20 protein-coding genes are annotated in these 25,963 nt (G+C 42.9%); 6 read left to right on the plus strand and 14 right to left on the minus strand.

Annotation, left to right across the window (positions count from 1 at the left end):
- Nucleotides 1-225: 225 nt before the first annotated feature.
- Nucleotides 226-843 (minus strand): protein kinase family protein, encoded by a 618-nt coding sequence (locus KOL94_RS12630; RefSeq protein WP_221566769.1) that lies wholly within the window; start codon nucleotides 841-843, stop codon nucleotides 226-228.
- Between the two features lie 203 nt (nucleotides 844-1,046).
- Here KOL94_RS12630 and KOL94_RS12635 point away from each other — a divergent pair, with 203 nt between their 5' ends.
- Nucleotides 1,047-1,181 (plus strand): YjcZ family sporulation protein, encoded by a 135-nt coding sequence (locus KOL94_RS12635; protein WP_221566770.1) that lies wholly within the window; start codon nucleotides 1,047-1,049, stop codon nucleotides 1,179-1,181.
- A gap of 162 nt (nucleotides 1,182-1,343) precedes the next feature.
- On the opposite strand, the gene KOL94_RS12640 is transcribed toward KOL94_RS12635, so the two are convergent.
- Nucleotides 1,344-1,763 (minus strand): universal stress protein, encoded by a 420-nt coding sequence (locus tag KOL94_RS12640; RefSeq protein ID WP_221566771.1) that lies wholly within the window; start codon nucleotides 1,761-1,763, stop codon nucleotides 1,344-1,346.
- Between the two features lie 294 nt (nucleotides 1,764-2,057).
- Here KOL94_RS12640 and KOL94_RS12645 point away from each other — a divergent pair, with 294 nt between their 5' ends.
- Nucleotides 2,058-3,530: a SulP family inorganic anion transporter gene (locus tag KOL94_RS12645; RefSeq protein WP_221566772.1), complete on the plus strand. Its 1,473-nt coding sequence runs from the start codon at nucleotides 2,058-2,060 to the stop codon at nucleotides 3,528-3,530.
- 238 nt (nucleotides 3,531-3,768) lie between these two features.
- Here KOL94_RS12645 and KOL94_RS12650 read toward each other — a convergent pair whose 3' ends face one another.
- Both KOL94_RS12650 and KOL94_RS12655 read right to left on the minus strand, forming a co-directional pair.
- Nucleotides 3,769-4,443: a class I SAM-dependent methyltransferase gene (locus KOL94_RS12650; protein WP_221566773.1), complete on the minus strand. Its 675-nt coding sequence runs from the start codon at nucleotides 4,441-4,443 to the stop codon at nucleotides 3,769-3,771.
- A 63-nt stretch (nucleotides 4,444-4,506) separates the two neighbouring features.
- Nucleotides 4,507-4,848, minus strand: coding sequence for a hypothetical protein (locus tag KOL94_RS12655; protein ID WP_221566774.1), 342 nt, complete (start codon nucleotides 4,846-4,848; stop codon nucleotides 4,507-4,509).
- Between the two features lie 91 nt (nucleotides 4,849-4,939).
- Between KOL94_RS12655 and KOL94_RS12660 the strand changes: the two genes are divergently transcribed.
- Together KOL94_RS12660 and chrA are read left to right on the plus strand one after the other, a co-directional pair.
- Nucleotides 4,940-5,248 carry a PadR family transcriptional regulator gene (locus KOL94_RS12660; RefSeq protein ID WP_221566775.1) on the plus strand — a complete coding sequence of 103 codons (309 nt, stop codon included), beginning with the start codon at nucleotides 4,940-4,942 and terminating at the stop codon, nucleotides 5,246-5,248.
- Nucleotides 5,249-5,266: 18 nt separating this feature from the next.
- Entirely contained in the window at nucleotides 5,267-6,433 is a 1,167-nt protein-coding gene (gene chrA, locus KOL94_RS12665; protein WP_221566776.1) for a chromate efflux transporter, read from the plus strand.
- Nucleotides 6,434-6,876: 443 nt separating this feature from the next.
- On the opposite strand, the gene KOL94_RS12670 is transcribed toward chrA, so the two are convergent.
- The 9 genes from KOL94_RS12670 to KOL94_RS12710 form a co-directional block, all read right to left on the minus strand.
- Nucleotides 6,877-7,605, minus strand: a complete 729-nt coding sequence (locus KOL94_RS12670; RefSeq protein WP_221566777.1) for a CAP domain-containing protein — start codon at nucleotides 7,603-7,605, stop codon at nucleotides 6,877-6,879.
- Nucleotides 7,606-7,757: 152 nt separating this feature from the next.
- Nucleotides 7,758-10,802 carry an efflux RND transporter permease subunit gene (locus KOL94_RS12675; RefSeq protein WP_221566778.1) on the minus strand — a complete coding sequence of 1,015 codons (3,045 nt, stop codon included), beginning with the start codon at nucleotides 10,800-10,802 and terminating at the stop codon, nucleotides 7,758-7,760.
- Between the two features lie 486 nt (nucleotides 10,803-11,288).
- Nucleotides 11,289-11,633, minus strand: coding sequence for a hypothetical protein (locus tag KOL94_RS12680; RefSeq protein ID WP_221566779.1), 345 nt, complete (start codon nucleotides 11,631-11,633; stop codon nucleotides 11,289-11,291).
- Between the two features lie 27 nt (nucleotides 11,634-11,660).
- Nucleotides 11,661-12,653 carry a LacI family DNA-binding transcriptional regulator gene (locus KOL94_RS12685; protein ID WP_221566780.1) on the minus strand — a complete coding sequence of 331 codons (993 nt, stop codon included), beginning with the start codon at nucleotides 12,651-12,653 and terminating at the stop codon, nucleotides 11,661-11,663.
- Nucleotides 12,654-12,683: 30 nt separating this feature from the next.
- On the minus strand, nucleotides 12,684-13,448 hold the full coding sequence (locus KOL94_RS12690; protein WP_221566781.1) for an alpha/beta hydrolase: 765 nt from the start codon (nucleotides 13,446-13,448) through the stop codon (nucleotides 12,684-12,686).
- A gap of 5 nt (nucleotides 13,449-13,453) precedes the next feature.
- A complete protein-coding gene (locus KOL94_RS12695) occupies nucleotides 13,454-15,091 on the minus strand; it encodes a glycoside hydrolase family 13 protein (RefSeq protein ID WP_221566782.1) in 1,638 nt (545 codons plus the stop codon).
- 81 nt (nucleotides 15,092-15,172) lie between these two features.
- Nucleotides 15,173-16,003, minus strand: coding sequence for a carbohydrate ABC transporter permease (locus tag KOL94_RS12700; RefSeq protein WP_221566783.1), 831 nt, complete (start codon nucleotides 16,001-16,003; stop codon nucleotides 15,173-15,175).
- 15 nt (nucleotides 16,004-16,018) lie between these two features.
- On the minus strand, nucleotides 16,019-16,918 hold the full coding sequence (locus tag KOL94_RS12705) for a carbohydrate ABC transporter permease (RefSeq protein WP_221566784.1): 900 nt from the start codon (nucleotides 16,916-16,918) through the stop codon (nucleotides 16,019-16,021).
- Nucleotides 16,919-17,110: 192 nt separating this feature from the next.
- Entirely contained in the window at nucleotides 17,111-18,343 is a 1,233-nt protein-coding gene (locus KOL94_RS12710) for a sugar ABC transporter substrate-binding protein (RefSeq protein ID WP_221566785.1), read from the minus strand.
- Between the two features lie 890 nt (nucleotides 18,344-19,233).
- On the opposite strand from KOL94_RS12710, the gene bglX reads away from it, so the two are divergent.
- Both bglX and KOL94_RS12720 read left to right on the plus strand, forming a co-directional pair.
- The gene (bglX, locus tag KOL94_RS12715; protein ID WP_221566786.1) at nucleotides 19,234-21,396 is read left to right on the plus strand and encodes a beta-glucosidase BglX; all 2,163 of its coding nucleotides are present in this window, start codon (nucleotides 19,234-19,236) and stop codon (nucleotides 21,394-21,396) included.
- A gap of 17 nt (nucleotides 21,397-21,413) precedes the next feature.
- On the plus strand, nucleotides 21,414-24,755 hold the full coding sequence (locus tag KOL94_RS12720) for a GH36-type glycosyl hydrolase domain-containing protein (protein ID WP_311775176.1): 3,342 nt from the start codon (nucleotides 21,414-21,416) through the stop codon (nucleotides 24,753-24,755).
- A gap of 270 nt (nucleotides 24,756-25,025) precedes the next feature.
- Here KOL94_RS12720 and murQ read toward each other — a convergent pair whose 3' ends face one another.
- The gene (gene murQ, locus KOL94_RS12725; protein WP_221567704.1) at nucleotides 25,026-25,925 is read right to left on the minus strand and encodes an N-acetylmuramic acid 6-phosphate etherase; all 900 of its coding nucleotides are present in this window, start codon (nucleotides 25,923-25,925) and stop codon (nucleotides 25,026-25,028) included.
- Between the last annotated feature and the right edge of the window lie 38 nt (nucleotides 25,926-25,963).

Consider the following 25,963-nt stretch of genomic DNA (forward strand, 5'->3'; position numbering starts at 1 on the left):
AAAACTGCAAAAAGGGTGGAATAAAAGTCTGTGGTCTTGGGGTGAATGGCGAACCCAGCATAAGGAAAGCTTCTAAGAATATTCATCGCATTCACGAAAATGATTTCATTTTCATGTTGAGATCCTGTTCAAGTGATCGCACGCGGAATGGGAGTGAATTTCGCGTAAACAATTAATAAAGTATGACATTAAAAAAGCCGCTGATTGTGTATCAACGACTTTCTATCAATCGGTAAGTTCTTTTGAACGGAGTGGTACAATCACTTTTTTATAATAGAGGGCAATCAGTTCAATGATCGTCTTCGGAATTTTTTTAAATGATAACTTCTTATAGTATCGGTGATAGCCACGTTTCAGATCATCCCATTGACGACATTTTTTATCTTGCGTGAAACGCACCACATCGATCACCTTGACGGCCCCATCAGTTGTAAAAATGAGATTACGCAGGTGGATGTCCGATGGATTAAGACCTTTTGATCTGGCGAAATCCAACGCCTCATCCACTTTGTCGATCATATCGTCTGTGATCGGAATTCCTTTTTGCAAACATTCATAAAAGGTATGACCTTCAATATACTCCATTACAATAAAATCCGGTCCCACATCATAGATCTCAGGAAAGAATGGGGAATCGCTAAGTCTCTTGTATATTTCGCCTTCCTGTTTTGCAAGATCAGCAAATTGAGTAAAAAACACTTTCACTGCAGTGTTATATCTTTCATCCTTAAATACAAACGCACTTCTGCCTTTTCCGACCAATGTATACTCAGATGGCTTTTGAATCAATTGATCGGATTGAATGACAACCTGACCCGCTGGATTTGGAGGTGTGAATTGCATAGCAAGACCTCTCTCTATTTTTTATAGTTCTAGTGATCTTCAAATAGAATTCGACTCCATTTGATATTTTAGGACTATTTATTGTCAGAAGCAGCGTTAAAGGCGCTTGACCAATTTATGTAAGTCTTGTCCAATTACCCAAACAAGCCTTGTAGTACAAGCATAGGATAGTACTATCTTATGGTGAATAAGGAGGTTTTTTCATGAGTGATGCAGTAGGTGGTGTAAATACAGGAAAAGTAGCAGTATTGGTTCTGATCCTGTTCATTCTTCTTATAATCGTCGGAGCAGCAGCTTCTAGACCAAGACGTCGACGTCGCGGCTTCTGTGGTTGGTAATAGAAAGGGGGTTTGCATACCCCTTTTTATTGTATAAAATACTTTCTTCAGTATAAGAGCAACTAAGGCTCAGCCTGCACCAAGGCTTGGCTTTGCCAAGTTTTCTTTATTAATAAAGAACTATTCAAAATGACTCTTATTATACATAAAAAAGGATAAGTTCTATTTCACGATCATGACCGGACAATGGACGCGCTTAGCAACCTTATGGCTGACACTCCCCAATACCATCTCTTGGAATGTATTCAGTCCTCTGCTGCCGATGACAACCAGGTCATAAGAATTTTCATTTGCATACTTTACGATTGATGGTCCTGGTTCGCCCCTCAGGACCTCTATTTCGTATGGAATTTCATTTTTCGCGAGAACTTCCTCAGTATTCTGCAGTCTTCTTTTACGTTTTTCTTCAATCGCTTCTTTACTTCCTTCTGATAAAACATCTGTTTTTGACGTAGCACCATCAATTACATAAACGATCGTCACTTTCGCTTTTTCGTCGACTTTTGCAATGAAGCTTGCTTTCTCTGCTGCTCGCATAGCGTGCTCTGAACCATCTGATGCTAAAAGGATCCGTTTAAACATGTTTTCCTCCCCACTACCTTACAGTTATATGTGTGTAAAGATAATCTGATTTTCTCACTTTTTCATTGATTTTACAATTTTCAAACTTTATTTTACTGATGAATTTCTCAGTTTGGTCTATTAGACAGAGAATTCGGGTGAAAATTGAAGGTTTCAGCAGGAGAATACGCTTTCCTGGTATTACCTTTCATTTATAAACGATGTTATAATCCGTATGTTCACAACGGCCCCGACTTTCATGAGAGTTGAAAGTCATTAATTTAATCTATAGAAAGAGAGAGGAGCTTTAAGTCTTTGAACGTACAAAAATTACAACAAGAATGGTTTGGCAACGTCCGAGGTGATGTTCTCGCCGGTATCGTCGTTGCACTAGCATTGATTCCTGAAGCGATCGCCTTTTCAATCATAGCTGGGGTAGATCCGATGGTCGGTCTTTATGCATCGTTTTGTATCTCAGTTGTCATTGCTTTTGTAGGCGGTAGACCAGGAATGATTTCGGCAGCAACAGGTGCGATGGCCCTTCTCATGGTCACGCTCGTAGCGGATCATGGTTTGCAATATCTACTGGCTGCTACGATTTTGACAGGTATCATCCAAGTTTTGATGGGGGTATTCAAGCTTGGAAAAGTGATGAAATTCATCCCTAAGTCGGTCATGGTCGGTTTCGTCAATGCGTTGGCGATCTTGATTTTCATGGCACAACTTCCGCATTTTATCGGTGAAACGTGGATCATGTATGCAATGGTCGCTGGTGCTTTAGCTATCATTTATATTTTACCGAGATTCACGAAGGCAGTTCCATCACCGCTTATTGCAATCATCGTCATGACAGTGATTGCGGTGACATCTGGTGTTGGTGTACGGACAGTTGGGGATATGGGACAATTGACGCAAGCTTTGCCGATGTTCTTGATCCCAGAAATTCCGCTTAACTTTGAAACATTAAAGATCATTTTTCCATATTCTTTCGCATTAGCGATTGTAGGTTTGTTGGAATCCCTTCTTACAGCTCAAATCGTTGATGATATGACAGATACGGAAAGTGATAAGAATAAAGAAGCGAAGGGTCAAGGAGCGGCAAACATTGTAGCGGGATTTTTCGGTGGTATGGCTGGATGTGCAATGATTGGACAATCCGTCATCAATGTTAAATCGGGTGGTAGAGGAAGATTATCGACACTTGTGGCAGGTATTGTCCTCATGTTATTGATCCTCGTATTCAATAACGTATTAGTACAAATCCCTATGGCTGCATTGGTTGGTGTCATGATCATGGTTTCGATTGGAACATTTGATTGGTCTTCGTTGACAAAATTGCATGTCATGCCGAAAACAGATGCAGCAGTCATGATCGTGACCGTTGTGACAGTCGTTGTGACACACGATCTCTCAAAAGGAGTCATCGCCGGGGTCATCCTGAGTGCAATCTTCTTTGCTGCTAAAATCTCGAAAGTCCATGTCGATACAAAAATTGAACAACACTTGAACACGAAGACATATCAAGTAAGAGGACAATTGTTCTTTGCCTCGGTAACTGACTTCGTAGCGAAGTTTGATTTTAAAGATGAAGCAGAAACCGTGATCGTCGATTTCAAGCATGCCCATTGCTGGGATGATTCAGCAGTCGGAGCTGTCGATAAAATCGTCTTGAAATATAAACAAAATGGTGTGAATGTGAAAATCATCGGATTGAATGCAGACAGCCATAAGCTGATCGATCAGTTGGCTGTTTACAATAAAAATGATGCAAAAATCGCCAACCACTAAAGAAAACTTGGCAAAACCAAGCCTTAGCGTAGGCTGAGCCTTAGTTGCCCTTATATTGAAGAAAGTATTTATACTTTCTTTAAATGTAAAATAAAGGTGCTGGACATTGAGTCCAGCAACTTTTGTGTTTATATCATTGTTTTTTGTGGTGAACGTCGAAGCAAGCACTTCCATGTGCAAGTGAGCGAGAAGACTAGCAGATTGCCGCAGAAAGAGAGTATATTTCCAATTTGAATGTTTATTCTTTAACAGCTGCGAACGCCCACAAGAAAGACAAGGCTGATTTGGCTACCCAATTATTGTCCAATAAATCGATGATTTTCGAATTAGGAGTATGTTTTCCTGAAAATGCCCCTTGCATCGTCTTGATGTTGAATCCATGTTCACCTAACAACTGATGTAACTCCCATGGCATCAACATATTATGGATCACCTTTTTACCATATAACCTTTCATAAGCGCGTTGCCGAGGAGGAGCGTATGGACCAAGGGTGACAGTCACAACTATCCCTCCAGGTTTAAGTATTCTTGAGATCTCTTTGATAAGTTGATAAGGTTCGTCCGTCCATTCAAGGGACGTGCAAGCAAATACAGCATCAAAATGCTCGTCCTCAAAAGGGAGTACATTATCAGTTGTGACATATGCTTCAACATTACGAGCTAATGCATAACGAACCATCCTTTCAGACTGATCGCTCCCGATAGCCTTATACCCCTTCTCCTTCATCAATTTTGTACTTACACCAGGACCACATCCAAGATCAAGTACCTTGGTATTCTTTGTGTAATCCACTGACTTGAAGAAAAAAGCCAGCATTTCTGCTCTCGGACCTTTATTCCAAATACGTTCTTGTTCATTCCATCGATCAGCTTGATCATTCCATAATTCCTTGCTCTTGTTGTTCCAATCCAAAAAATTAATCCCCCTTTTTTCTACCTCCACCATTTTTCCTGAGGTAACAAATTTATCTGAATTTCAAATTGCTCTGCAAAACATTCTTAATCCATGATGAATTTTCTTAAGCACCTCATCACTCGGGAAAACTGCAAGATGGACAGCCCCAACCTGTTCACTCTCACGGATTATTCCATTGAAACGTTGTGTAAATTCTTTTTCAAATTCACTCATCCAGTCAAATCCAATTGGTTTGTAAACCATCGGAACAAATCTGAATGGAGGATCCTTTTCAAGTTCGTTTACTTTGAATAATTCATTTAAACGATTTTCTTTGACAGATAAAGCTTCCATCAGTTCCCCTTTTTTCAATTCAAAATAGTTTCCAAATAGTATAGCATAAGTTTCCAGTATCGAAATCATTTACAGGTGTTTAACATTTTGTTATGATGTTATCGAATTTCGATTTCGAAAACCAATATTGATTTCCGATATTTGGAGGTGCGGCTATAGTATGACCGATAAAGTATTACGTAAGTTGTTTTTAGGCTTTATTCAGATCCATATTTTACACCACGCAAAAGAGGATCCCATCTATGGGTCGTGGATGGTTGAGGAGTTACGGGAGCATGGCTATGATATCAGCGCAGGAACCTTGTATCCGATTCTACACTCGATGGAGGAAAATGGGCTTTTGCTGAAAGAAGACCGCAACGTTGAAGGTAAAATCAGGAAGTATTACACCACCACTGAGGCTGGAGAAACGGTTCTGAAGGAAGCACGAAAACAGGCTTATGAACTTTTCAAAGAAATCAACGACTAAGAAAGGAGCCATTATCCAATGAAACGATTGTTGGAGATTTTTCTGATATCCTTGCGTTTAGGCGTTTCTTCATTCGGAGGACCCATTGCACATTTAGGCTATTTTCATGAAGAATATATACGGAGACGAAAATGGATTGATGAACGGACCTATGCTGATCTTGTCGCTTTATGCCAGTTCTTACCGGGACCTGCAAGCAGCCAGGTTGGGATTGGGATTGGTGTTGCTCGTGGAGGGGCGATTGGTGGTTTCATCGCCTTCCTAGGGTTCACCATGCCTTCTGTCATTGCGCTTATCTTGTTTGCGCTCCTTTTAAAAGAATTGGACATTGCAGACGCAGGCTGGATCCAGGGGCTGAAGCTGGTGGCAGTAGCCGTAGTCGCACATGCGATCCTCGGAATGGCATCTAAACTTACGCCTGACAGAAGCCGGAAAACACTTGCTTTGCTGGCAGTTGTCATTACACTTATTTGGCAGACTACATTCACTCAGGTTGGCATCATTATCGGAGCTGCCATCATTGGTCTGTTTCTTTTCAAAAACAAAAGTGATCAAGACGCAGAAGACTTCCGTATTCCGTTGTCAAAACGTTTTGCAACTGTTTGTATCATTCTATTTTTCGGACTGTTAGCTCTTCTCCCATTTTTACGGGAGTTGACAGGTGCCAACTGGATTGCTATGTTCGATAGCTTTTATAGAGCAGGTGCACTTGTTTTTGGTGGCGGGCATGTTGTCCTACCGTTGTTGGAACGAGAATTTGTTCCGACTGGCTGGCTGACTGAACAGGAATTCCTCGCCGGGTATGGCGCAGCACAGGCTGTTCCTGGACCGCTATTTACATTCGCTGCTTATTTAGGTGCAGTTATCAATGGTTGGAAAGGCGGATTGCTTGCGACTGTCGCGATATTCCTTCCAGCATTCCTATTGATATTCGGAGCTTTACCGTTCTGGGACACGTTGAGGAAGAATCAGAAAATGAAAGGCGCGCTTCTTGGAGTCAACGCTGCTGTCGTAGGGATTCTGGTTGTCGCATTTTATCAGCCGATCTGGACAAGTTCTGTAACCTCTGCCATTGATTTCGCTTTTGCAGCTGTATTATTCAGTATGTTGGTGTATTACAAACTTCCACCTTCGATCGTTGTGGTAACAGGAGCACTCGGCGGTATGATTTTAGGATTTATATAAATTAAGGGCTGATTCCAAACATCAATTTCTTCAATGTTTGGGGCAGCCTTTTTGGTTTACATGTATTTTCCTGAAATCGTAACGGACACCAGAGCCATTATTTGTCACAAAAATGCAGTGTTTTAGAATTTAACGGACACCAGAGCCGTTATTTGTGAAAAAAGGAGCTGATTAACGAACATTTTAACGAAATAAGAGCTCTGGTGTCCGTTATTTTTAAAAAATGAACGAGTTTTGGGAAAATAAGGTCCTCTGTGTCCGTTAGCGATCTTTCTGATATTTATGCGCAATACTTATGCGCATGGGAAAGCCTCTATTTTGTGCCTAATCTTTGGATTAACGAATTTTAAGCGGAAATTAACGAACTCCTCCGGAAAAGAAGAGCTATATTTGTAATAAAAAATGCCAAGCACTCTCAAGTAGAGAGGCTTGACATTTGGTCATTACTTTCGAATGAACATTTGTGACCAGCAGTTGTCTTGTTGACCACTTTTTGAACGGCCAACGCCGATATGAGTTAGTTTGGCATCCATGATGTTCTTGCGGTGACTTGGGCTGTTCATCCATTGTTGGACAACTTGTTCAGCAGATTGTTGGCCTGCTGCAATGTTTTCAGCGGCTGATTGATAATCGACACCATTTTGCTGCATCATCTGGAAAGGTGATCCATAGGTCGGTGAATTATGGGAGAAGTAATTGTTCTGGGACAAATCATCTGCTTTTTTCTGCGCAACTTGAGCAAGCTCTGAGTCAGCTTTTAAAGCAGGCAGCCCGTTTTTCGTTCTTTCCTGGTTCGTTAATTCGATGACCTGCTTCTCTATCTCACTCATCGCTGTAGCGCCGCCGGGTTGTTGGGCTGTGTCACCAGGCTGTTGTGTTGTATCACCTGGCTGCTGCATGTTCGGCTGAGTGTTCTGGAAGCCGCCGCCATATTGCTGACCATATGGACCTTGAGCATTCGGTGCATTATATCGGTTTTGAAAACTTCCGCCATTTCCCCAAATCGGTGTGAATCGATTATTCTGGTTCCGATCATTCTGGCGGTCATATCTTACCGTGTTATATTGCATACCTTCTTCGTTATTTTTGCCTGTGTCATCTATGTTACATCCAGCCAGCATTCCTGCTGAAAGGAGTGCAGTGAGACCCAGGGTTACGATACGTTTTATCATGCATCTATCTCCTTTTCGAAGGTTTTATGCCTTCTTAATGTTTGCATATAGGTCGTATTCAACCCTGAGTAACACTTGGTTCAGAGGGAAAATATCGGTAAAATGGAATCTCCTCAAATGAACCATAATAAACCAAAGCGGAATTAATCAGTTTACATGGAAAGATCCTTTGTCTTGAGTCGCTCTTTTTTCCTTTGTCTGAAAAAGAATACTTCATAAAGGACAGGAATTAAAATCAATGTCAGCAATGTCGAGGAAGTTAAACCACCAATAACTGTCAATGCTAATCCTTTTGAAATGAACGTTCCTGTGGATGTTGTAAATGCAAGCGGGGTCAACGCGGCAATCGTTGCCAAAGCTGTCATTAAAATCGGTCTTAATCGAGTTTTCCCAGCTTCGAGCAATGCTTCACGCACAGTCATTCCCTTTTCATCCCGGTTCCTAGTAATCCTATCAGTCAAGACGATCGCATTGGTCACGACAATTCCAATCAACATCAAGAATCCAATCATAACACTGATGGAAAGCGGTTCTTTAGCCAAATATAGAGCCGTGAAGGAACCAATGGGAACGAAGATGAGTGAGGATAAGATGATGATTGGGATCCGTGCTTTTCCAAATGTAATGAGCATCGTCAAATAGACAAGTCCCATCGCCGCAATCATTGCGATCCCCATCTGTTGGAACTCGGCTGTCGTCTCCTCACTTCCGCCACCGCTCTCAAAAGAAACACCTTCAGGAAGTTCGATATCTGATTTAACACCGTTTACCACTTCGTTCGTAACAGCTTGCACATCGTTTCCTTTCACGTGACCTGTCACACGTGCGAAGACTTTACCATCAAGCTTTTGAATCGCTGTGAAGCTATCCGTTTCTTTAACATCTGCAATCTCTTTCAGTTTTACTGGACCTTGAGGACCGTAGATTTCCATTTCTTCAAGGGCTTCAGCACTTAAAGGATCTTCGTAGGATAATTGAACGGTTTTGTTCTCTTCGTTCAAATTCAATTCGCCAACCTGCACAGGTCTTGTTTGATCTGTAATCATCCCAAGAATCTGCATGCCTGGAATCCCTTTTTCCCCAGCTTTATCTGAATCGACGTCAACAAGGTATTGTTTTTGTGTTTCGGAAAAGTTATTCGAAATATCTTTCAGATCATCGTTGTCTTTCATGTATTCTTCAACATCAAGTGCAGCCGACTGCAGCTTTTCAAGATCCGTTGAATAGAGATCGATCGAAACACTGTTGTTCGTCGGCGGACCAGAAGCAGCGAATTCCATGACGTTGAATTCTCCTTCATCCGCTTCAACATCCATGATTGTTTCCATATCACCTCTTAATTCTTTTAAAAACTCTGATACGTCAGTGTCTTCTTTCAGCCTCAAGTAGTAGCTTGCTTTGTTTTCCTTTTTTAAACCGGTGAAGAAATCCTTGCTTCCTACACCAGCGGTCACATTTTCAATTTGGCTTTTATCGACGAACATCTCTTCCATCTGGAGTGAAACCTCATTCGTCCGTTCCATTGAAGTTGTTGCAGGCAATTCGATTGTCGCATTCAAGATCTTCTGCTCCTCATTCGGCATGAAGGTGAAACCCAGGGTCGGTACAAGTGCGAAGGAACCGCCCAATAGCACTAGCGATAGTAGGATTGCGGTGACTTTATGATTTAGAGAACGTTCAATCAACTTCCCATAAATTTTTTGCAACAACCCTTCTTTCTCTTCCTTCGGTGCTTTTTTGAACGAATATTTCGCTAAAATTGGTACCAGCGTGACCGAAATCAGAAGCGACGCTATGAGTGCGAATGTGATTGCAAGTGCGAATGGCAGGAAAAATCCTCCCGTATCCCCTTCGACCAAGCCAAGCGGTAAAAAGACGACAATCGTAGTCAGGGTTGAAGAGACGATCGCTTTGAAAATTTCTTTCGTTGAATCTGTGATGATCTCATCAGTGATTTTCTTATCAGGCGATCTCCTTACACGCCTAAAGATGTTTTCAATGACAACGATGCTGTCATCAACCACCCGTCCGACCGCAACGGCCATTCCGCCAAGGGTCATCATGTTTAATGAAATTCCGAGCTGTAATAAGAAGATCGATGAAAAGAGTAAAGAAAACGGAATCGAGATGATCGCAATGATCGTCGCACGGATATTCCGTAAGAAAAGTAATACGGCGAGTGATGCAAACAACGCCCCAAGTAGGCCCTCCCGAACAAGTGTATGCACAGAATCCTTCACGCCCTGTGCCGTGTCGAAGCTTACATAATAATCGATTTGTTCTTCATGCTTTTTCAAAACCTCTGTCACCTGATCAGCCACTTCGACCGTGTTCGCATCCTGCTTTTTCGTAATCATCATTGAAAGTGAATCTTTCAAGTTGTAGCGTGTTAGCTCTGCTCTCTCGGTCACTTCCTCAATTGTTGCGATTTCTTTTAATGCAATAGGTGTTGGCTCTTGCTGATTCTGAGTTGTCAGCTGAAGGTCTTCCAATTCTTCGATCGTTTCTAGATCCTGCTCAACACGAACCGGTATCTGGAATTCATCCGCTTCCACTTGACCAGCTGGATATGAAAAATATTTTTCGTTGATTTGATTTTTGATATGATCAAGCGATAACCCGTTTTGAAGAGCTTTTTCCTGATCAACCGTAATCTGGACAAGACCCTCTTTTTGCCCTGAAACCTGGACCTCATTCACCCCAGATATCTTTTTGATGTCCGGGATGACGTTATTTTCGAGATACGTATCAAGATCCGTATCCCCTTTTGCAAAGATGGAGATATCATAAATCGGAATCATATCCATTGAAAAGCGTTTGACATCCGTTTGGACGGAGTCTTCCAGGTTCGCTTCCTCAATCAATTTGTTCACTTGCTGTTCTTTTTTATCAAGGTCAGTGTTGTTTGGAAAATTCAGTGAAAGCATCGCAAAACTTTCGTACGATGAACTTTCCAGCGTCTTCAACCCTTCTAACGAATTGAATTGTTCTTCAAGTTTGGTTGTAACGTTTTTGTTTACATCGTCAGGTGAAGCTCCGGGATAAACGGCTTCAACCGTCAATGTTGGATCTTCAATATCCGGGAACATTTCAATACGGAGATTGGTGATCGCGTAAAGCCCTCCGAGAATGATTAAAAAAGTAATAATGAAAATAGCGGCAACATTTTTGAGACTGAATCGGATTAATGAATTCATGTCCTCTCCCCTTTCTTGTTTTGGTTAAGCTGCACCGTTAATTGTAACGACTGAAAACGGAAACAGTAACTGGCTCAAGAAGGGTATTGCAATACGGCTTGAGACTTAGTAGATGGGAAGGCTCCGGACTTATGAGGAAGAGGCAATGATTATTCGGATCTATTGGCAATCGCCAATATTCATTTGAAGTTTATCGTTCTTCGGCTAAGTGGATCCAGGTGATAATTGCGGTTTTTTGTGGAACCAGTGTGGGTGAGGTTGAGGGAATGGGCAATTTTCTTTACTACAGAATCAGAGGATACATGAAATAATAAAAAATAATCATGTAATGCTTGTATATGTGCGTCTTTATAAATAGTACTGCATTCTAAAAATAAAGTCTTCTCATTGGAAACCTTGAACAACCAGGACATTGAACACCAGTGATAAGTTCTTCCTTTTTTATATTAAGTTTGGATAGAAGGTATGCACCTTAAGGAAGAGGTTTTATAAAGTGTGAAGGTCTTTTTGTGAGAGGATTTCTTTATCATATGTAGCGTGAAGATCATTCAAAACATCTCGGATTTTTGTATTACGAATCACCTTTTTCACAAGCAGGTCATGATTATTCATTGGTACAATCCTGGCATTATCATTTACAATGGAAAGAATGGGAATATTTTTCGGAAAATTATAGTGATTAAGCCATTCCGAAAGTTGGAAATGCTGAAGATTTACCTGTTGAATCGGGTCTTTATGGATGACTTCCCTATCGCCGATTTTCCACGGAATCCGGCAAAAGGTGTGTAAATTTACACCAAATACCGAATAAAACAAAAAACCTATCGCCACTTGGGCGATAGGTCTCCTCTATCTAATCTAATCTCGTTCCACTACAGATTCTCTCTCTATCAGCTCGGTTGATAGCTTGTAGTATGGTTCGACTTTTTCATTGGATAGTTGTTGGAAGATCAAGTGCACGGCGAGCGCACCTGCTTCGTACTTCGGTTGGCGGATCGTGCTTAATGACGGCGCTACGAACTCAGCTAACTGAATATCATCAAATCCGACGATCGACACGTCCTCCGGGACACGCACACCTTTTTCCTTGAACGCTTGCAGTCCACCGATCGCCATTTCATCATTCGCGTAAAAGATACCCTCAGGAAGATCATTCTGCGCAATCAGCATTTTCGTCGCTCGATATCCGCTCTCACGTGTAAAATCCCCGGAGATTTTCCATTTCGAAATATAAGGCAGCCCATGTTTCTCCAATGCCGCCTCATATCCCCGGAATCTCAACGAATTATCATGGGAGTTGCTCGGGCCGCTGATGAACGCGATCTTGCGGTGTCCTTTCTCAATCAAATGTTCTGTAGCAAGGAATCCACCTTGCCAGTTGTCGACCTCGACCTGCAGCACATGATCATGGACCAGATAACGATCAAGAACGACAATCGGAAATCCTTCACGCGCAGATTCAAGAATTGTTTCATCACTGATGTTGTGCGCCAAAATGATGACGCCGTCGACACGTTTTTCTTTTAAAAACTTGACCGCTGTCGATTGTGTATCCCCCATCGAGTTACACGCAATCAGATCGTAGCCGTTCGTCATCGCGACGGTCTGGACGCCATTGATCAGCTCCGAATAATAAGGACCTGACAAATCACTCAAGATCAACGCGATCGTGTTCGTCTTCGTCCTCTTCAAGTCTGAGGCGATTCCGTTCTTCTGATAGTTCAACTCTTTGGCTGCTTCAATCACTTTTCTCTTCGTGTCTGGACTGATTTTATCGATATTGTTCAGTGCATAGGAAGCTGTCGATACTGCCACTCCTGCACGTTTCGCTACATCTTTGATCGTTGCCATAACCTTCACATCCTACTACTTGCTAATTATCTATCTTTTAAAAAACAACGCCAACACCTTCTGAATGTGCTGGTCCCAGTAGCCCCATTCATGAGTGCCTGGGAATTCTTCATACCTCATATCAAGCCCGATTTCCCTGCAATGGTCTCGAAAACGGAGATTCGCTTCATAAAGGTGATCTTCTGTCCCGCAATTCGCATATAAAAAGGGTTTTGGAGAATCACTCTCCGCCAATTCTTTTGCCATATGAAAAAGATCATCGCCACTCCCTTTGACTTGACGGTTCCCGAATATAGCCGGGAAATCCTTTTTAAAATCAGAAAGCCGTTCCAGTACATCGACAGCTCCAGAGAGACTTGCCGCTGCATAATAGTTTTCTGGAAAATGGAATGCAGTTTTCAATGCGCCATATCCACCCATCGAAAGCCCGGCGATATAGGTATCTTCTCGTTTTGGAGAAAGAGGAAACATGGATTGGACCACTTTCGGAAGCTCACGACTCACATAGGCGAAATAGTCATGACCATATTCCATATCCGTATACCAGCTTCGCCCAACAGCAGGCATGACAACCGCAATTCCATAAGAATCCGCATATCGTTCGATCGATGTCCGCCTGCTCCAGGTTGTATGATCATCCGAAAGTCCATGTAATAAATAGAGCGTCGGATACGTTTTCCCAAAGTCCTGCACTTCCTCAGACTCCAGCACCCCGACTTGCTGGGGCAAAATCACGGTAATCGAAGTTGAACATTGCAGAGCCTCTGAATAAAAATCGCAAGTAATCCGTGCCATGCTGATCACCCACGTCCTAACCGATAGACGATAGCTTCATATGGTCGTAAATGGATCTGTTCTGGCGATTTTGGTGAATCGTCATAGTTACTTATAACTATTTCCGCATCCTTGGCTGAAAACCCTTCTCGTAACGTAAATTTCGGTGTGCCGCCATAAAAGTTCGCAACCATCAGAAGCGTTTCCTCGCCAAGCCGGCGTACATAAGCATAAATTTCATCATGATCCGCTTCAATCAGTTCATACTCCCCATAGACGATAATCTCATGTTCTTTTCGTAATTGAACCAACTTTTTATAATAATGGAAAATGGACTGCTCATCAGCTAAAGCCTTCTCCACATTGATCTCGTGGTAATTCGGGTTCACCTTGATCCAAGGCTCACCAGTCGTAAAACCGCCATTTTCCGAACCATTCCACTGGAGTGGGGTCCGGGCATTGTCGCGTCCTTTCGTATAGATCGACTTCATGACCTCCTCATGCGGAGTGCCCTGTTCTGTTTTTTCCTTATATATGTTCAATGTCTCGATATCGCGGTAATCGTCGAGGTCATCAAAGCGGATATTTGTCATTCCGATTTCTTCACCCTGATAGATGTAAGGTGTGCCTTGCATCATGTGTAAGACCGTCGCAAGCATTTTAGCAGATTTAACGCGATATTCCCAATCATCCCCCCAGCGGGAGACGATACGCGGCTGATCGTGGTTGTTCCAGTACAAACTGTTCCAGCCCTGCCCGTGAAGTTCTGTCTGCCACTTGCTTAAGACCGCCTTCAAATCTCTGAGCTCCAACGGTTTCAACGCCCATTTCCCTTTACCTTTAACCTCATCTAACGACATATGCTCGAAAGTGAACACCATATCAAGCTCATTTCGTTCCGGGGCTGTATATAACTTTGCTGAATCTGTTGTAGCTGAAGGTGTTTCCCCGACCGTCATCACATCATACTTCGATAACACTTTTTCATTTATTTCCTTCAAATAAGGGTGCAGCATCGGTCCATCCGTTAAGACACCTTTGTCGACTTCTTTTCCAATCAAATCGATGACATCCATCCGGAACCCGCTGATTCCTTTTTCAAGCCAAAAATCCATCATCTTATGCAGCTCTTTACGTACGTCATCGTTATGAAGATTTAAATCCGGCTGTTTTTTACTGAAGAGATGGAAATAATACTGTCCGGTCTCCTCATCATACTCCCAGGCTGGACCGCTGAAAACGGAACGGATATCACTCGGAGGTCCGTCTGCTCCATCCCGCCAAATGTAAAAATCGCGATATGGATTATCCTTCGATTTCCGGGACTCCATAAACCACGGGTGTTCATCGGACGTATGATTGATCACAAGGTCCATGATGATTCGGATATTCCGGGCTTTCGCTTCTTCAATCAGCTTCTCCATATCTTCCATCGTCCCGAACTCATCCATGATCCCGTAATAATCACTGATATCATAGCCATTATCATCATTCGGAGATTTGTATACAGGACTGAGCCAGATTACATCGATCCCAAGGTTCGCTAAATAATCCAGTTTTTCAATGATCCCCGGGATATCTCCAATTCCATCCCCGTCTGAATCATTGAAACTACGCGGGTAAATTTGATAGACCGTTGCTGTATGCCACCATTTTTTATCCATAACATCCTCCAACCATTTGATTATTCGTCACTGAAAAAATGGAGACAACTCACGTTTGCCTCCACACTTTTCCATTTGTACTTATTTAAGCCCTGACATCGTAAATCCTTCCACAATATATTTTTGGAAGAAAGAAAAGATGATGATGATCGGTACGACCATGAAGGCAGCACCGGCCATCTGTAATCCATAGTTGCTTGCGTATTGCCCTTGGAGCAACGACAACCCTACGGATAACGTATAGAGGCTTTCATCATTGGCGATGATCAACGGCCATAAGAAACTGTTCCAGGCACCGATGAACGTAAGAATCCCCTGAACGGCGAAAATCGGTTTCGCGATCGGAATGATCAGCTTAAAGAAGATATAAAATTCTCCCGCTCCATCCAAACGAGCTGCTTCAATCAGATCCGTCGGAATCGTCGTCATGAACTGCCTGAACAAGAAGATACTGAAGGCAGCTGCCAACCCTGGCAGTACGATCCCAGTCATTGTGTTCGTCAGACCCATTTCATTGAGGATCAAATAAACAGGAATCATCGTAACTTGTGCAGGGATCATCATCGTAGCCAATACCAGGTAGAAGATTGGTTCACGACCTTTGAATTTGAATTTTGCAAACCCATAACCCGCCATCGCATTGAACAAGAGACCCACAAAGGACATCACGACAATAATGATCGTATTTTTCAGATAGACTCCGAAATTGAGCCGTTCGAACAAATTGATGTAGTTTTCAAGAGTCGGGTTCTCAGGGAACAGTGTTGGTGGAAACAGCAGCACTTCTCCGTTCGGTTTGAATGAACTCATGATCATCCAGAAAAACGGGATGGATACGAGCACACCACCTACGATAAGAAGGATACTGACGATTGTCTTTTCAATTTTCCGATTGATTGTTTTTGATTCCATATGAGCCACCTCGATCTAGTACTCTGTATCAGATTTTCGGATTTTGAACTGGACGAGTGTCACGACAATGATGAAAACGAATAAGATGAAAGATCCAGCTGCCGCATAACCGAATTCACTGAATTGGAAGCCTTCCTGATAAATGAACAAGGCCATGGAAATCGTACCGTTCAATGGTCCCCCCTGGGTCATGACGAACGGCTCTTCGAAAAATTGCAGCCAACCGATCAAGGTCGTGATCGTGACGAAGAACGTTGCATAACGCAAAAGCGGGATCGTAATCTGGAAAAGCATTTGAAAACGGTTCGCACCGTCAATTTTTGCTGCTTCATAATACGAGTGCGGAATCCCTTGTAATGCTGCAAGGAAAATGATCATATTGATACCGATTCCTTTCCAAACAGCAAGCACAATCAACGAAAGCTTTGCAATCGTTGGTTCCTCGAGCCATGGAATTTTATCTGCCTCCAACAGGGACAAGATGTAGTTGAAAAGACCATACTCGGTATTGTATAAGTAACCCCAGATGACTGCTACCGCAATGATATTCGTGATGGAAGGCATGTAGTAGACTCCTCGGAAAAACCTGAACAACAGATTGGATCCATAGTTGAGGAGCAATGCAATTCCTAATGAACAAACAATAACAAGAGGCACACCGATGATTGCATAGAATAACGTGTTATAAATTGATTTATGAAAGACTTCATCTGTGAAGAGTTCTTTATAATTTTCTAGTCCGATATAATTGATATTCGACCAGTTTGCAAGCCCCTTGAGGTCAAGGTCTGTAAAACTGATGACAAAAGCAACGAAAATCGGAACGATGCTGAAGACCAATAGAATCAGGACGGCTGGTCCGATGAACATAAAGGGATGTCGATCCTGATATAATCGTTTGAAACCATTGCCCATAATAACCCACCTAACTGAACTATACTCATGACGACTGATTTAGACTACAATAAGATATTTGAGCTTGAGTAGAGGTTAAGTACAACTGTTCATTCCATTCAGTTTTGACCCCCTACTTCGTAAAAATGGAGTTCAGGCATAAAGGAATGCCTGTAACTCCACTATTTTCTCTAATCAAGTATGATAATCAAATCAATCTTCATTTGACTCGATGACTTTTTGACGATACTTGTCTAGTTCCTTATCGACGTCTGCACCACCGACAGTGACTTTCTCGATTGCATTGAGCAATTCTTGTCCGACAACTTCCCAGTTCTGGATTTGTGGGGAAGCTTTTGCTGTTTCCAATTGCTCACCGAAAACCGCAAGCATTTCATCTTCCTTCAGGGTCGGGTCTTCCCAAGCTTCTACTCTTGAAGGTAATGTGTTGGACGTTTTAAACCATTCAATTTGTGTATCTACTTCATTCATATATGAAATGAACTTAAGAGATTCTTCCACTTTATCCGAGCTGCTGAAAATCGAGAAGTTCGATCCTCCGATACTGGATGCAACCTGTTCTTTTTCAGGCATTGTGGCAATAGCCCATTTATCTTCTAAATCTGGTGCCTGATCCTTCAGAATGTTCACCATCCATGGACCACTGAAGAACATCGGTTTCACACCATCTTTGAATGATTGAACGATATCCATTCCTTCTTTTGTAGTACTGATTCCTTCTTCAAAGTAACTTGTGTAATAGTTGATTGCTTCATCAAATTTCGGACTATCCAGGTTAAGATTCTTTTTATCCGTATCGAATTCGAATCCATTTTGCCATGCGAAGATGAATGGCATGATCTGGTCGTTACGATCGATGTCCAATCCATAATACTTGTCCCCGCGATCAGCAAGTTTACCTGCAGCATCCTTCAACTCATCCCACGTTGCTGGTGCTTCATCATAACCAGCATCTTTTAAAAGATCCGTGCGATAGAAGAGTACGCGTGTTTCAACATACCAAGGGATACCAACGATTTGATCCTCGTATTTCATTGTTTTCGCCGCACCGTCAAAGTAATTTTCAGGTTTGAATTCAGGGTAATCCTTCATATGCTCAGATAGATCAAGGAGTGCGCCTGCATCAGCGAATTCGGACACCCATGTGGTTCCTAATTGGACAACATCCGGACCTTTTTGAGAGGCAACTGCCGTCAAAAGCTTATCGTGAGCGTTTTCCCAAGGAATTGCTTGCACCTTGACTTTAATCTCTGGATTTTCTTCTTCAAATTTCTTCGCAATCTCTTCTAATTTCTTACCTTCTTCACCCATCGCCCAGACTGAAATGGTGTTATCATCTCCACCCGATCCGTTCGAGCAACCTCCAAGTAAAGCAGAAACGGCTAAAAGAAAAACAAAGAAAAGCGAAACAATCTTCTTGTTCATTTCGAACATTCTCCCTTCTACTCTAATCATTCGTTAATGCTAGTCTTTTAAATAGGAATAAACAAATGCAAAAAGAAAAATTTCATGGCAGCAACTGTTATATTTAACACTTTTGGCACGAATCTTCCTCTTTCTGTTGAAACGTTTCGATAACTTGATTATAATCAAATGTGAATCCGCTTTCAACATTTATTTTAAAAAACATTAAAAATTTTTAAAAAAATGCTTTAGTATCAACGTTTATTCTTTCATATCAATGGTTTTCGATCCGAATGAAGCGGATCTCTTCATTGACTCTAAAAAAGAAAGCGCTTATAATCCTTGTTAACATATATTGAAACGTTTCGAGAGTTAAACCTTAAGATTGTTTATAATTGCCGATGTGAGACAAATGAACGTTGATTAGCAGTGGAAATATGCGTGACTCCTACGGCAAAACAAGCTAAGCGGGACCCCGCAATCGATTTAAGGATTTTCCACTATAATAATGATCTTCGACCCCACCACGTCCTGCGCCTTGCGGTTACTCGGCGCAAAACGACAAGGATGGAATATTAGTCCATGGTCTTGTGGTGAACGTCGAAGCCAGCATAAGGTCACTGAAAATGAATTCATTTTTGTGTCAAGATCCTGTGCAAATCAGCTGAGGAGGCTTGCAGATCTAGGGCTTATGCATGGAAGTGATGTCTAGCTCAGCGACCAGTCACTTGGATCACTTCAAACTTCCTGCGGCGGCGACAGCCTCCTCGTCAGTATTCTAGTGACCTACGTGCCTAACCGGGTCGTTTTCGCTTTTCTTGTGCCCGCGGAAAGCAAGTTATTTCTAAATTGTAAAAACAACATTTTATACGAAAAACACCAATATCAATTAAACTCTCGGGAGGATGAATATGAGCGAACAGCTTACTTCACTTGTAAACAAGATGACGTTAGACGAAAAGATTGCGCAATTGATCCAATTGGCTGCCCCATTTTACAAAGGTGCTTCAAATGAAGGGCAAATCACCGGTCCAATGGCTGAAATGGGTATCACAAAGGATGTCGTAAACAATAGCGGTTCCGTATTAGGAGCTTCCGGAGCCGAAATGACGAGGAAGATTCAACAAACTCATTTAGAAGAGAATCGGTTAGGAATTCCATTGTTGTTCATGTCGGATATCATCCATGGGTACAAAACAATATTCCCAGTTCCGCTAGCCATCGGTTGTTCATGGGATTTGGAGTTGGCAGAAAACAGCGCAAAAATTGCAGCTAAAGAAGCTGCCGTATCGGGTGTTCATGTTACATTCTCCCCAATGGTCGACTTGGTTCGTGATCCACGCTGGGGTCGGGTAATGGAATCGACTGGTGAAGATCCATACTTGAATAGTGAATTCGCACGCGCTTTTGTACGTGGATATCAGGGTGAGGATCTTACGAGTGACAACCATCGTGTCGCAGCTTGTGTTAAACATTTCGCTGCTTATGGTGCTCCTGAAGGCGGCCGTGATTACAATACTGTCGATATGTCCGAAAGACAACTGCGCGAATACTATTTGCCAGCCTATAAAGCTGCACTAGATGAAGGTTGTGAAATGGTCATGACAGCCTTCAATATTTTAGACGGCATTCCTGCAACAGGTAACAAAAAATTGATGCGCGATCTTCTCCGTGAAGAGTGGAGCTTCGACGGCGTCGTCATCTCGGATTGGGGTGCAGTGAAAGAACTGATTCCTCATGGGATAGCGGCAGATGAAAAAGAAGCTGCACTCAAAGCGTTGACTGCAGGTGTGGACATTGAAATGATGACACCTTGTTATGTCGATCACTTGAAAGAATTAGTTGAAGAAAATGTGCTCAGCGAGAGTTTGATCGATGAAGCTGTTCTTAGAATTCTAGAATTGAAACAAAAACTAGGACTATTTGACAACCCGTACCGAGGGACCGATGAAGAATTAGAAAAAGAGATCGTCTTTTCTTCTTCCCACCGTCAGGCTGCTCACGAGCTGGCAACAAAATCAGCAGTACTGTTGAAAAATGAAGGTGTCCTCCCGCTCAAAAAAGAACAGAAAGTTGCACTGATCGGACCATTCGCAGAAAACAACGATCTCCTTGGACCGTGGTCATGGATTGGTTCAAGAGAGGATGCAGTAACACTAAGCGATGGGATCAAAACGAAGCTCGACTCTCAGAACCTTTCAATCGCTAAAGGAAGTGAAGTAGAAGCGGTATCACAAGACCAAATTGATGAAGCTCTTCAAGCTGCAAAAGATGCCGATGTCATCGTCCTTGCCCTTGGTGAAGATTCTGGAATGAGCGGAGAGGCTGGATGCCGGGCAGATATTCGTTTGCCGCAAGCACAGCTTGATCTGATCCAGGCTTTAAAAGAGTTGAAACAACCTATCGTCGCAGTCTTGTTCAATGGACGGCCGCTGGATTTACACGGTGTTGCTGATCAAGCGGATGCAGTACTAGAAGCCTGGTATCCTGGTTCTGAAGCGGGCTCAGCAGTCGCTGATCTGTTGTATGGTGATGCGAACCCATCTGGGCGATTGACCATGTCCTTCCCTTATTCTGTCGGTCAGGTACCGGTCTATTATAACAGTTACAATACGGGACGTCCGAAGGGTGCGCCTGACGCACAAGTCCGCTATGTCTCACAATACCTGGATATTCCGAATGAACCGCTCTTCCCATTCGGCTATGGATTAAGCTACACGACTTTTTCATACAGTGATGCCACATTATCCAATGATGTCTTAAAGGCAGATGAAACATTGAAATTGACCGTCGATGTCACGAATAACGGGGATGTGAGTGGTGAAGAAGTGGTTCAGCTTTATGTCCGCGACGTTTCTGGAGAAGTCGTCCGCCCGATGAAAGAGCTGAAAGGATTCAAGAAGATTTCGCTTGCTCCTGGTGAAACGGCGCAAGTCACGTTCACTTTATCGGAAAAACAGCTTCGCTACTATCATTCGGACCTTCGTTTCGAAAGTGATCCGGGAGATTTCGTCGCTTACATCGGATCGAACAGCCGAGACGTCAGTGCACATCCGTTCAAACTAGAAAAATAGAGGTGCTATCATTGTCTATACTTTTACAAACTGATCATAAGTATCAAATCCGTTCAGGAAACCTGCAATTCTCTTTCTTAAATACCGGGGATCTTTTTGAAGCATCCCATCAATCCACGATGATCAACCAGGTACAAGGGAACCCGATTGACGGTTCCCTTAACAACCTATACCTTCGTCTTTTTCAAAATGACGAGATAAAAGTCATTCCGCTTATCGGCATCCACTCGAATAGTAAAATGGCTGTAGCAGAATTCGCTCTCAAATGGTCGGGTGTCTTTGAAAATGTCCACTATGAAGTCTCTTTCATTTTGACGGATTCAGGAGTCTGGTTCTGGGACGTTAAATTGGAGGGGTCAGGTATCGAGTATGATCTGATTTATGGGCAGGATCTCGGTTTGGCTGATAAAGGGGCAGTCCGTTCGAATGAAGCCTACATCTCCCAATATACGGATCACACCGTTTATGAGGATGCAAAGCGTGGGTTTGTCGTCTGCTCCCGTCAAAACCAGTCGATGCAATCCGGATTCCCTTACCTCCAACAAGGGTCATTGAATGAGGTGAAAGGATTTTCAACAGACGGGTTCCAATTTTTCGGCACCTCTTATCGTGAAACGAATGAACCCGAGGCGTTGTCCAAAGAATCACTAGCAAATGAAATCTACCAATACGAGTTCGCTTACATTGCTTTGCAATCAGAGCGCAAGTCACTTAAAGGAAAGGACCGCGTCGTCTTTTACGGACTCTTTAAAGAAGACCACCCCGAAGCCGTCACTTCCTTAGCATTTGAAGATGAAATCCTTGCTGCCTGGAAACAGGTCGAGGGAACGGAAGAAATAGAATTCCACCCTGTTGAAAAAATTTCGTTATCCTCAGAGTTCGGTAAACCTTTACAGACCGTAGACATGAATGAAGAAGAGATTCACAGCCTCTTCCCTGTCCGCAAGCACGAGGAACATCAAGATGGGGCATTGCTCTCGTTTTTCACAGACACGCATGAGCATGTCGTTTTAAAAGGAAAAGAACGACTCGTTGAACGTCCTCATGGACACATTCTGATGAGCGGCCATAACGACCGATTGACCGAAAATGTCATGACGACCACCTCTTATATGACTGGTGTGTTCAATTCCCAGCTCGTCGTCGGAAATACCTCGTTCAACAAAATGCTTACGAATACACGGAATGCATTGAACGTCATGAAAACATCCGGACAACGGCTTTATATCGAAATCGATGGTACGTATCATCTGCTCGGCATCCCGTCCCTTTTCGAAATCGGCTTTAATTACACCCGCTGGTTTTATAAAACAGAAGATGATCTGATTGTCGTGACGAACCATACGACCGTTGACACACCTGAAGTTCGTTTGAATGTCCGCTCTGAAAAAGGGAAAGCATATCGTTTCTTGTTATCCAATCAGGTTACGATGAACAACAATGAATTCGAAGTTCCCTTCAATGTCGAACAACAAGGAGAAACGATCGTTTACAGTGCAGCTGATAATGCAGACAGTGCACAAGTGTTTCCTGAACTTTGCTATCGAATGAAGGTGGACGGAGCTGAGATCAAGCTGACAGACGAACAGATCTTCTCTCGTGGTCTTGAGCCGAAATCCACTTCGTTATCCGTATTGGATCTTAGTCCTTCAAGTGATTGGACTGTAACGATCCAGGGCTTGCTTCATGGCGAAGAAATGGATTTCATTCAAAAAGATGTGGCAGAAGAGATTGAGAAATATCGCCGCTATTATGCTGACGTGATGAACGGGTTCAAACTCTCGACAACTGCTTCATCTTCAAAACAGATTGATAAACTGAACACCCTGTCCTGGTGGTACACGCATAACATGCTCGTCCACTATTCTGTCCCGCACGGTCTTGAACAGTACGGCGGTGCAGCATGGGGAACAAGGGATGTTTGCCAGGGTCCGACCGAATACTTCCTGGCCACACAAAATTATGAATCAGTCCGTGAAATCATCCAGACGCTTTATGCGCATCAATACGGAGATGATGGCAGCTGGCCGCAATGGTTCATGTTCGATCAATACTTCAAGATCCAGGCGCATGAAAGCCATGGTGATGTCATTGTCTGGCCGTTGAAGGTCGTGAGCGATTACGTCCGTGCTACAGGGGACTTTGGAATTTTAAAAGAAGAAATTCCTTATACTTTAAGAGATGGTTTCAATTTCAGCAATGAAAAAGAGACGCTGATCGAACATATTAAAAAGCAGATCGATTATATCAAGAGCCACTTTTTACACGATACGTTCTTGTCTTCATATGACGATGGGGATTGGGATGACACCCTGCAGCCAGCGAACCAGCAATTGAAAAAATACATGGCCAGCAGCTGGACAGTCGCCCTTACCTATCAAGTGATCCACCAGCTATCGAAAGTGCTGGAACGGGTCGATCATCAGGAAGCGATTGAGCTGAAAACACTGGCATTCGGCATTAAAGAAGACTATAACCGCTTCATGTTCAAGACAGATGTCCTGCCAGGTTTCCTTTACATGGAGAATAGATATCAGCCTGAATTGATGATCCACCCGACAGACACAAAGACCGGAATCGACTATCGGTTGATTCCGATGAATCGAAGCATCATCAGCGAGCTTTTCACACCCGAGCAAGCTAAGTCACATTATGAACTGATCAAAGAGCACCTCTATTGTCCAGATGGTGTCCGCTTGATGAACCGTCCAGCAAACTATGCAGGTGGAGTGAGTACGCATTTCAAACGTGCAGAACAAGCCGCGAATTTCGGACGGGAAATCGGATTGCAATACGTCCATGCGCATATCCGTTTTGTGGAGGCGATGGCAAAGCTTGGTCACGGGGATGAGGTCTGGAAAGGGCTTGAAATCATCAACCCAATCGGATTGAAGGATGTCGTACCGAATGCGGAATTGCGCCAGAGCAACACCTATTTCAGCAGTTCGGACGGAAAATTCAATACACGCTATGAAGCTCAGGAACGGTTTGATGAACTTCGTAAAGGCACCGTTCCAGTCAAAGGTGGATGGCGCATCTATTCAAGCGGTCCTGGGATTTATATGAATCAACTAATCTCGAATGCTCTTGGTATCCGTATAGAAGATGGTCGTTTGATCATTGACCCGGTTCTATCGGATGAACTGAACGGACTGAGGTTCGAGTTCAGGGTTCTCGATCGTCCGGTAGCCTTCATCTATTCACTCGATAACGAAGAAAAGTCGGTCAAGGTAAACGGAGCCAATGTCGAAACTGAAACTCTTTTGAACCGTTACCGTGAAGGCGGATTTGCTATTAAACTGGAAGAGCTGGAAAAACACCTGAACGAAGATGATAACCTGATAGAAATTTCGATTTAATAGAAAAAGAGTGCTGGAAAGGCTTTTTCCTTTCAGAGCACTCTTTTCTTTTTATAGGAGTAAGAGTTAAATCAAGTATTTGGGGTGTGATGCAATTAATTTCGGGTAGATTTTTAATAAAACATAGTTATGAGGGCTCCGCAACATATGCAAAGTTCCTCTTTTTATAATTATCTACAAAAATAAAGGTAGTATATACAAAAATTGGAAATAGCTACAAAAACAAAAAATTACCTACAAAACGAAGACTTTAGACCTATGTTCCAAATCTTATCTTTCAACCAAACTTTTCATCGCCTTCGGAAAATGTTCATTATTTTCCTTAAGCGCTTCTCTCGCTTTTTCATAGGGAATTTGGAACATGATCATGAGAATCGCGGCTCGTGCATCTCCTTTTGCGGAGTTGCTATATTTCTGTGCAGTTTTTTCATCCACCCCAGTCACCTCTTGGATGATGTGGACGACTCGATGCCTCAGTTTTTCGTTGGTTGCCTGCACATTCACCATCAGGTTTCCATACACTTTTCCGAGCTTGATCATGACAGTCGTCGAAATCATATTCAAGACCATCTTTTGCGCAGTACCAGCCTTTAATCTCGTCGAGCCTGTCACCACTTCCGGCCCAACCAAAATCTCGATCGGATACCGAACGCACCGACTTAATTCCGCGTTGGGATTGCAAGATAACCCTGCGGTCAACGCACCGATTTGTGCAGCTTTTCTGACTCCGCCAATCACGTATGGGGTCCTGCCGCTAGAAGTGATCCCAACAACTGCATCCTTTTCTGTAACGACATCCTCTACATCATTCCTGCCTGCCATTTCATTATCTTCTGCATTCTCAATTGCCGTCCTGAGTGCTTCGTCTCCGCCAGCAATGATCCCATTGACTAAGTCATCAGCCACACCGAAGGTAGGCGGACATTCCGACGCATCCAGTATTCCCAGTCGGCCACTTGTCCCGGCTCCGATATAGTATAATCTACCTCCTCTTTCCATCACTTCAACGATTTTTTCAATGGCTTTTGTGATTTGAGGTATGCTTCTCTCCACAGAATCGGCAACAGTTTTATCTTCACGATTCACGACCTGAATAATTTCTTGGACAGAAAAGGTATCCAGCTTTTCTGATTCCTTATTCCGTTGCTCTGTTAACATGTTTTTATTGATCATAACTGTCCTCCTGTCGCCCTATCCATACTTACCGC

This window comes from Alkalihalobacillus sp. TS-13, assembly GCF_019720915.1.
GTDB lineage: Bacteria > Bacillota > Bacilli > Bacillales > Fictibacillaceae > Pseudalkalibacillus.

Excerpts from the sequence above, each read along its gene's own strand:
- KOL94_RS12630 (WP_221566769.1), bottom strand. The coding sequence starts at position 843 with ATGCAATTCACACCTCCAAATCCAGCGGGTCAGGTTGTCATTCAATCC.
- KOL94_RS12635 (WP_221566770.1), top strand. The coding sequence starts at position 1,047 with ATGAGTGATGCAGTAGGTGGTGTAAATACAGGAAAAGTAGCAGTATTG.
- KOL94_RS12640 (WP_221566771.1), bottom strand. The coding sequence starts at position 1,763 with ATGTTTAAACGGATCCTTTTAGCATCAGATGGTTCAGAGCACGCTATG.
- KOL94_RS12655 (WP_221566774.1), bottom strand. The coding sequence starts at position 4,848 with ATGATTTCGATACTGGAAACTTATGCTATACTATTTGGAAACTATTTT.
- KOL94_RS12660 (WP_221566775.1), top strand. The coding sequence starts at position 4,940 with ATGACCGATAAAGTATTACGTAAGTTGTTTTTAGGCTTTATTCAGATC.
- chrA (WP_221566776.1), top strand. The coding sequence starts at position 5,267 with ATGAAACGATTGTTGGAGATTTTTCTGATATCCTTGCGTTTAGGCGTT.
- KOL94_RS12670 (WP_221566777.1), bottom strand. The coding sequence starts at position 7,605 with ATGATAAAACGTATCGTAACCCTGGGTCTCACTGCACTCCTTTCAGCA.
- KOL94_RS12675 (WP_221566778.1), bottom strand. The coding sequence starts at position 10,802 with ATGAATTCATTAATCCGATTCAGTCTCAAAAATGTTGCCGCTATTTTC.
- KOL94_RS12685 (WP_221566780.1), bottom strand. The coding sequence starts at position 12,653 with ATGGCAACGATCAAAGATGTAGCGAAACGTGCAGGAGTGGCAGTATCG.
- KOL94_RS12690 (WP_221566781.1), bottom strand. The coding sequence starts at position 13,448 with ATGGCACGGATTACTTGCGATTTTTATTCAGAGGCTCTGCAATGTTCA.
- KOL94_RS12695 (WP_221566782.1), bottom strand. The coding sequence starts at position 15,091 with ATGGATAAAAAATGGTGGCATACAGCAACGGTCTATCAAATTTACCCG.
- KOL94_RS12700 (WP_221566783.1), bottom strand. The coding sequence starts at position 16,003 with ATGGAATCAAAAACAATCAATCGGAAAATTGAAAAGACAATCGTCAGT.
- KOL94_RS12705 (WP_221566784.1), bottom strand. The coding sequence starts at position 16,918 with ATGGGCAATGGTTTCAAACGATTATATCAGGATCGACATCCCTTTATG.
- KOL94_RS12710 (WP_221566785.1), bottom strand. The coding sequence starts at position 18,343 with ATGAACAAGAAGATTGTTTCGCTTTTCTTTGTTTTTCTTTTAGCCGTT.
- bglX (WP_221566786.1), top strand. The coding sequence starts at position 19,234 with ATGAGCGAACAGCTTACTTCACTTGTAAACAAGATGACGTTAGACGAA.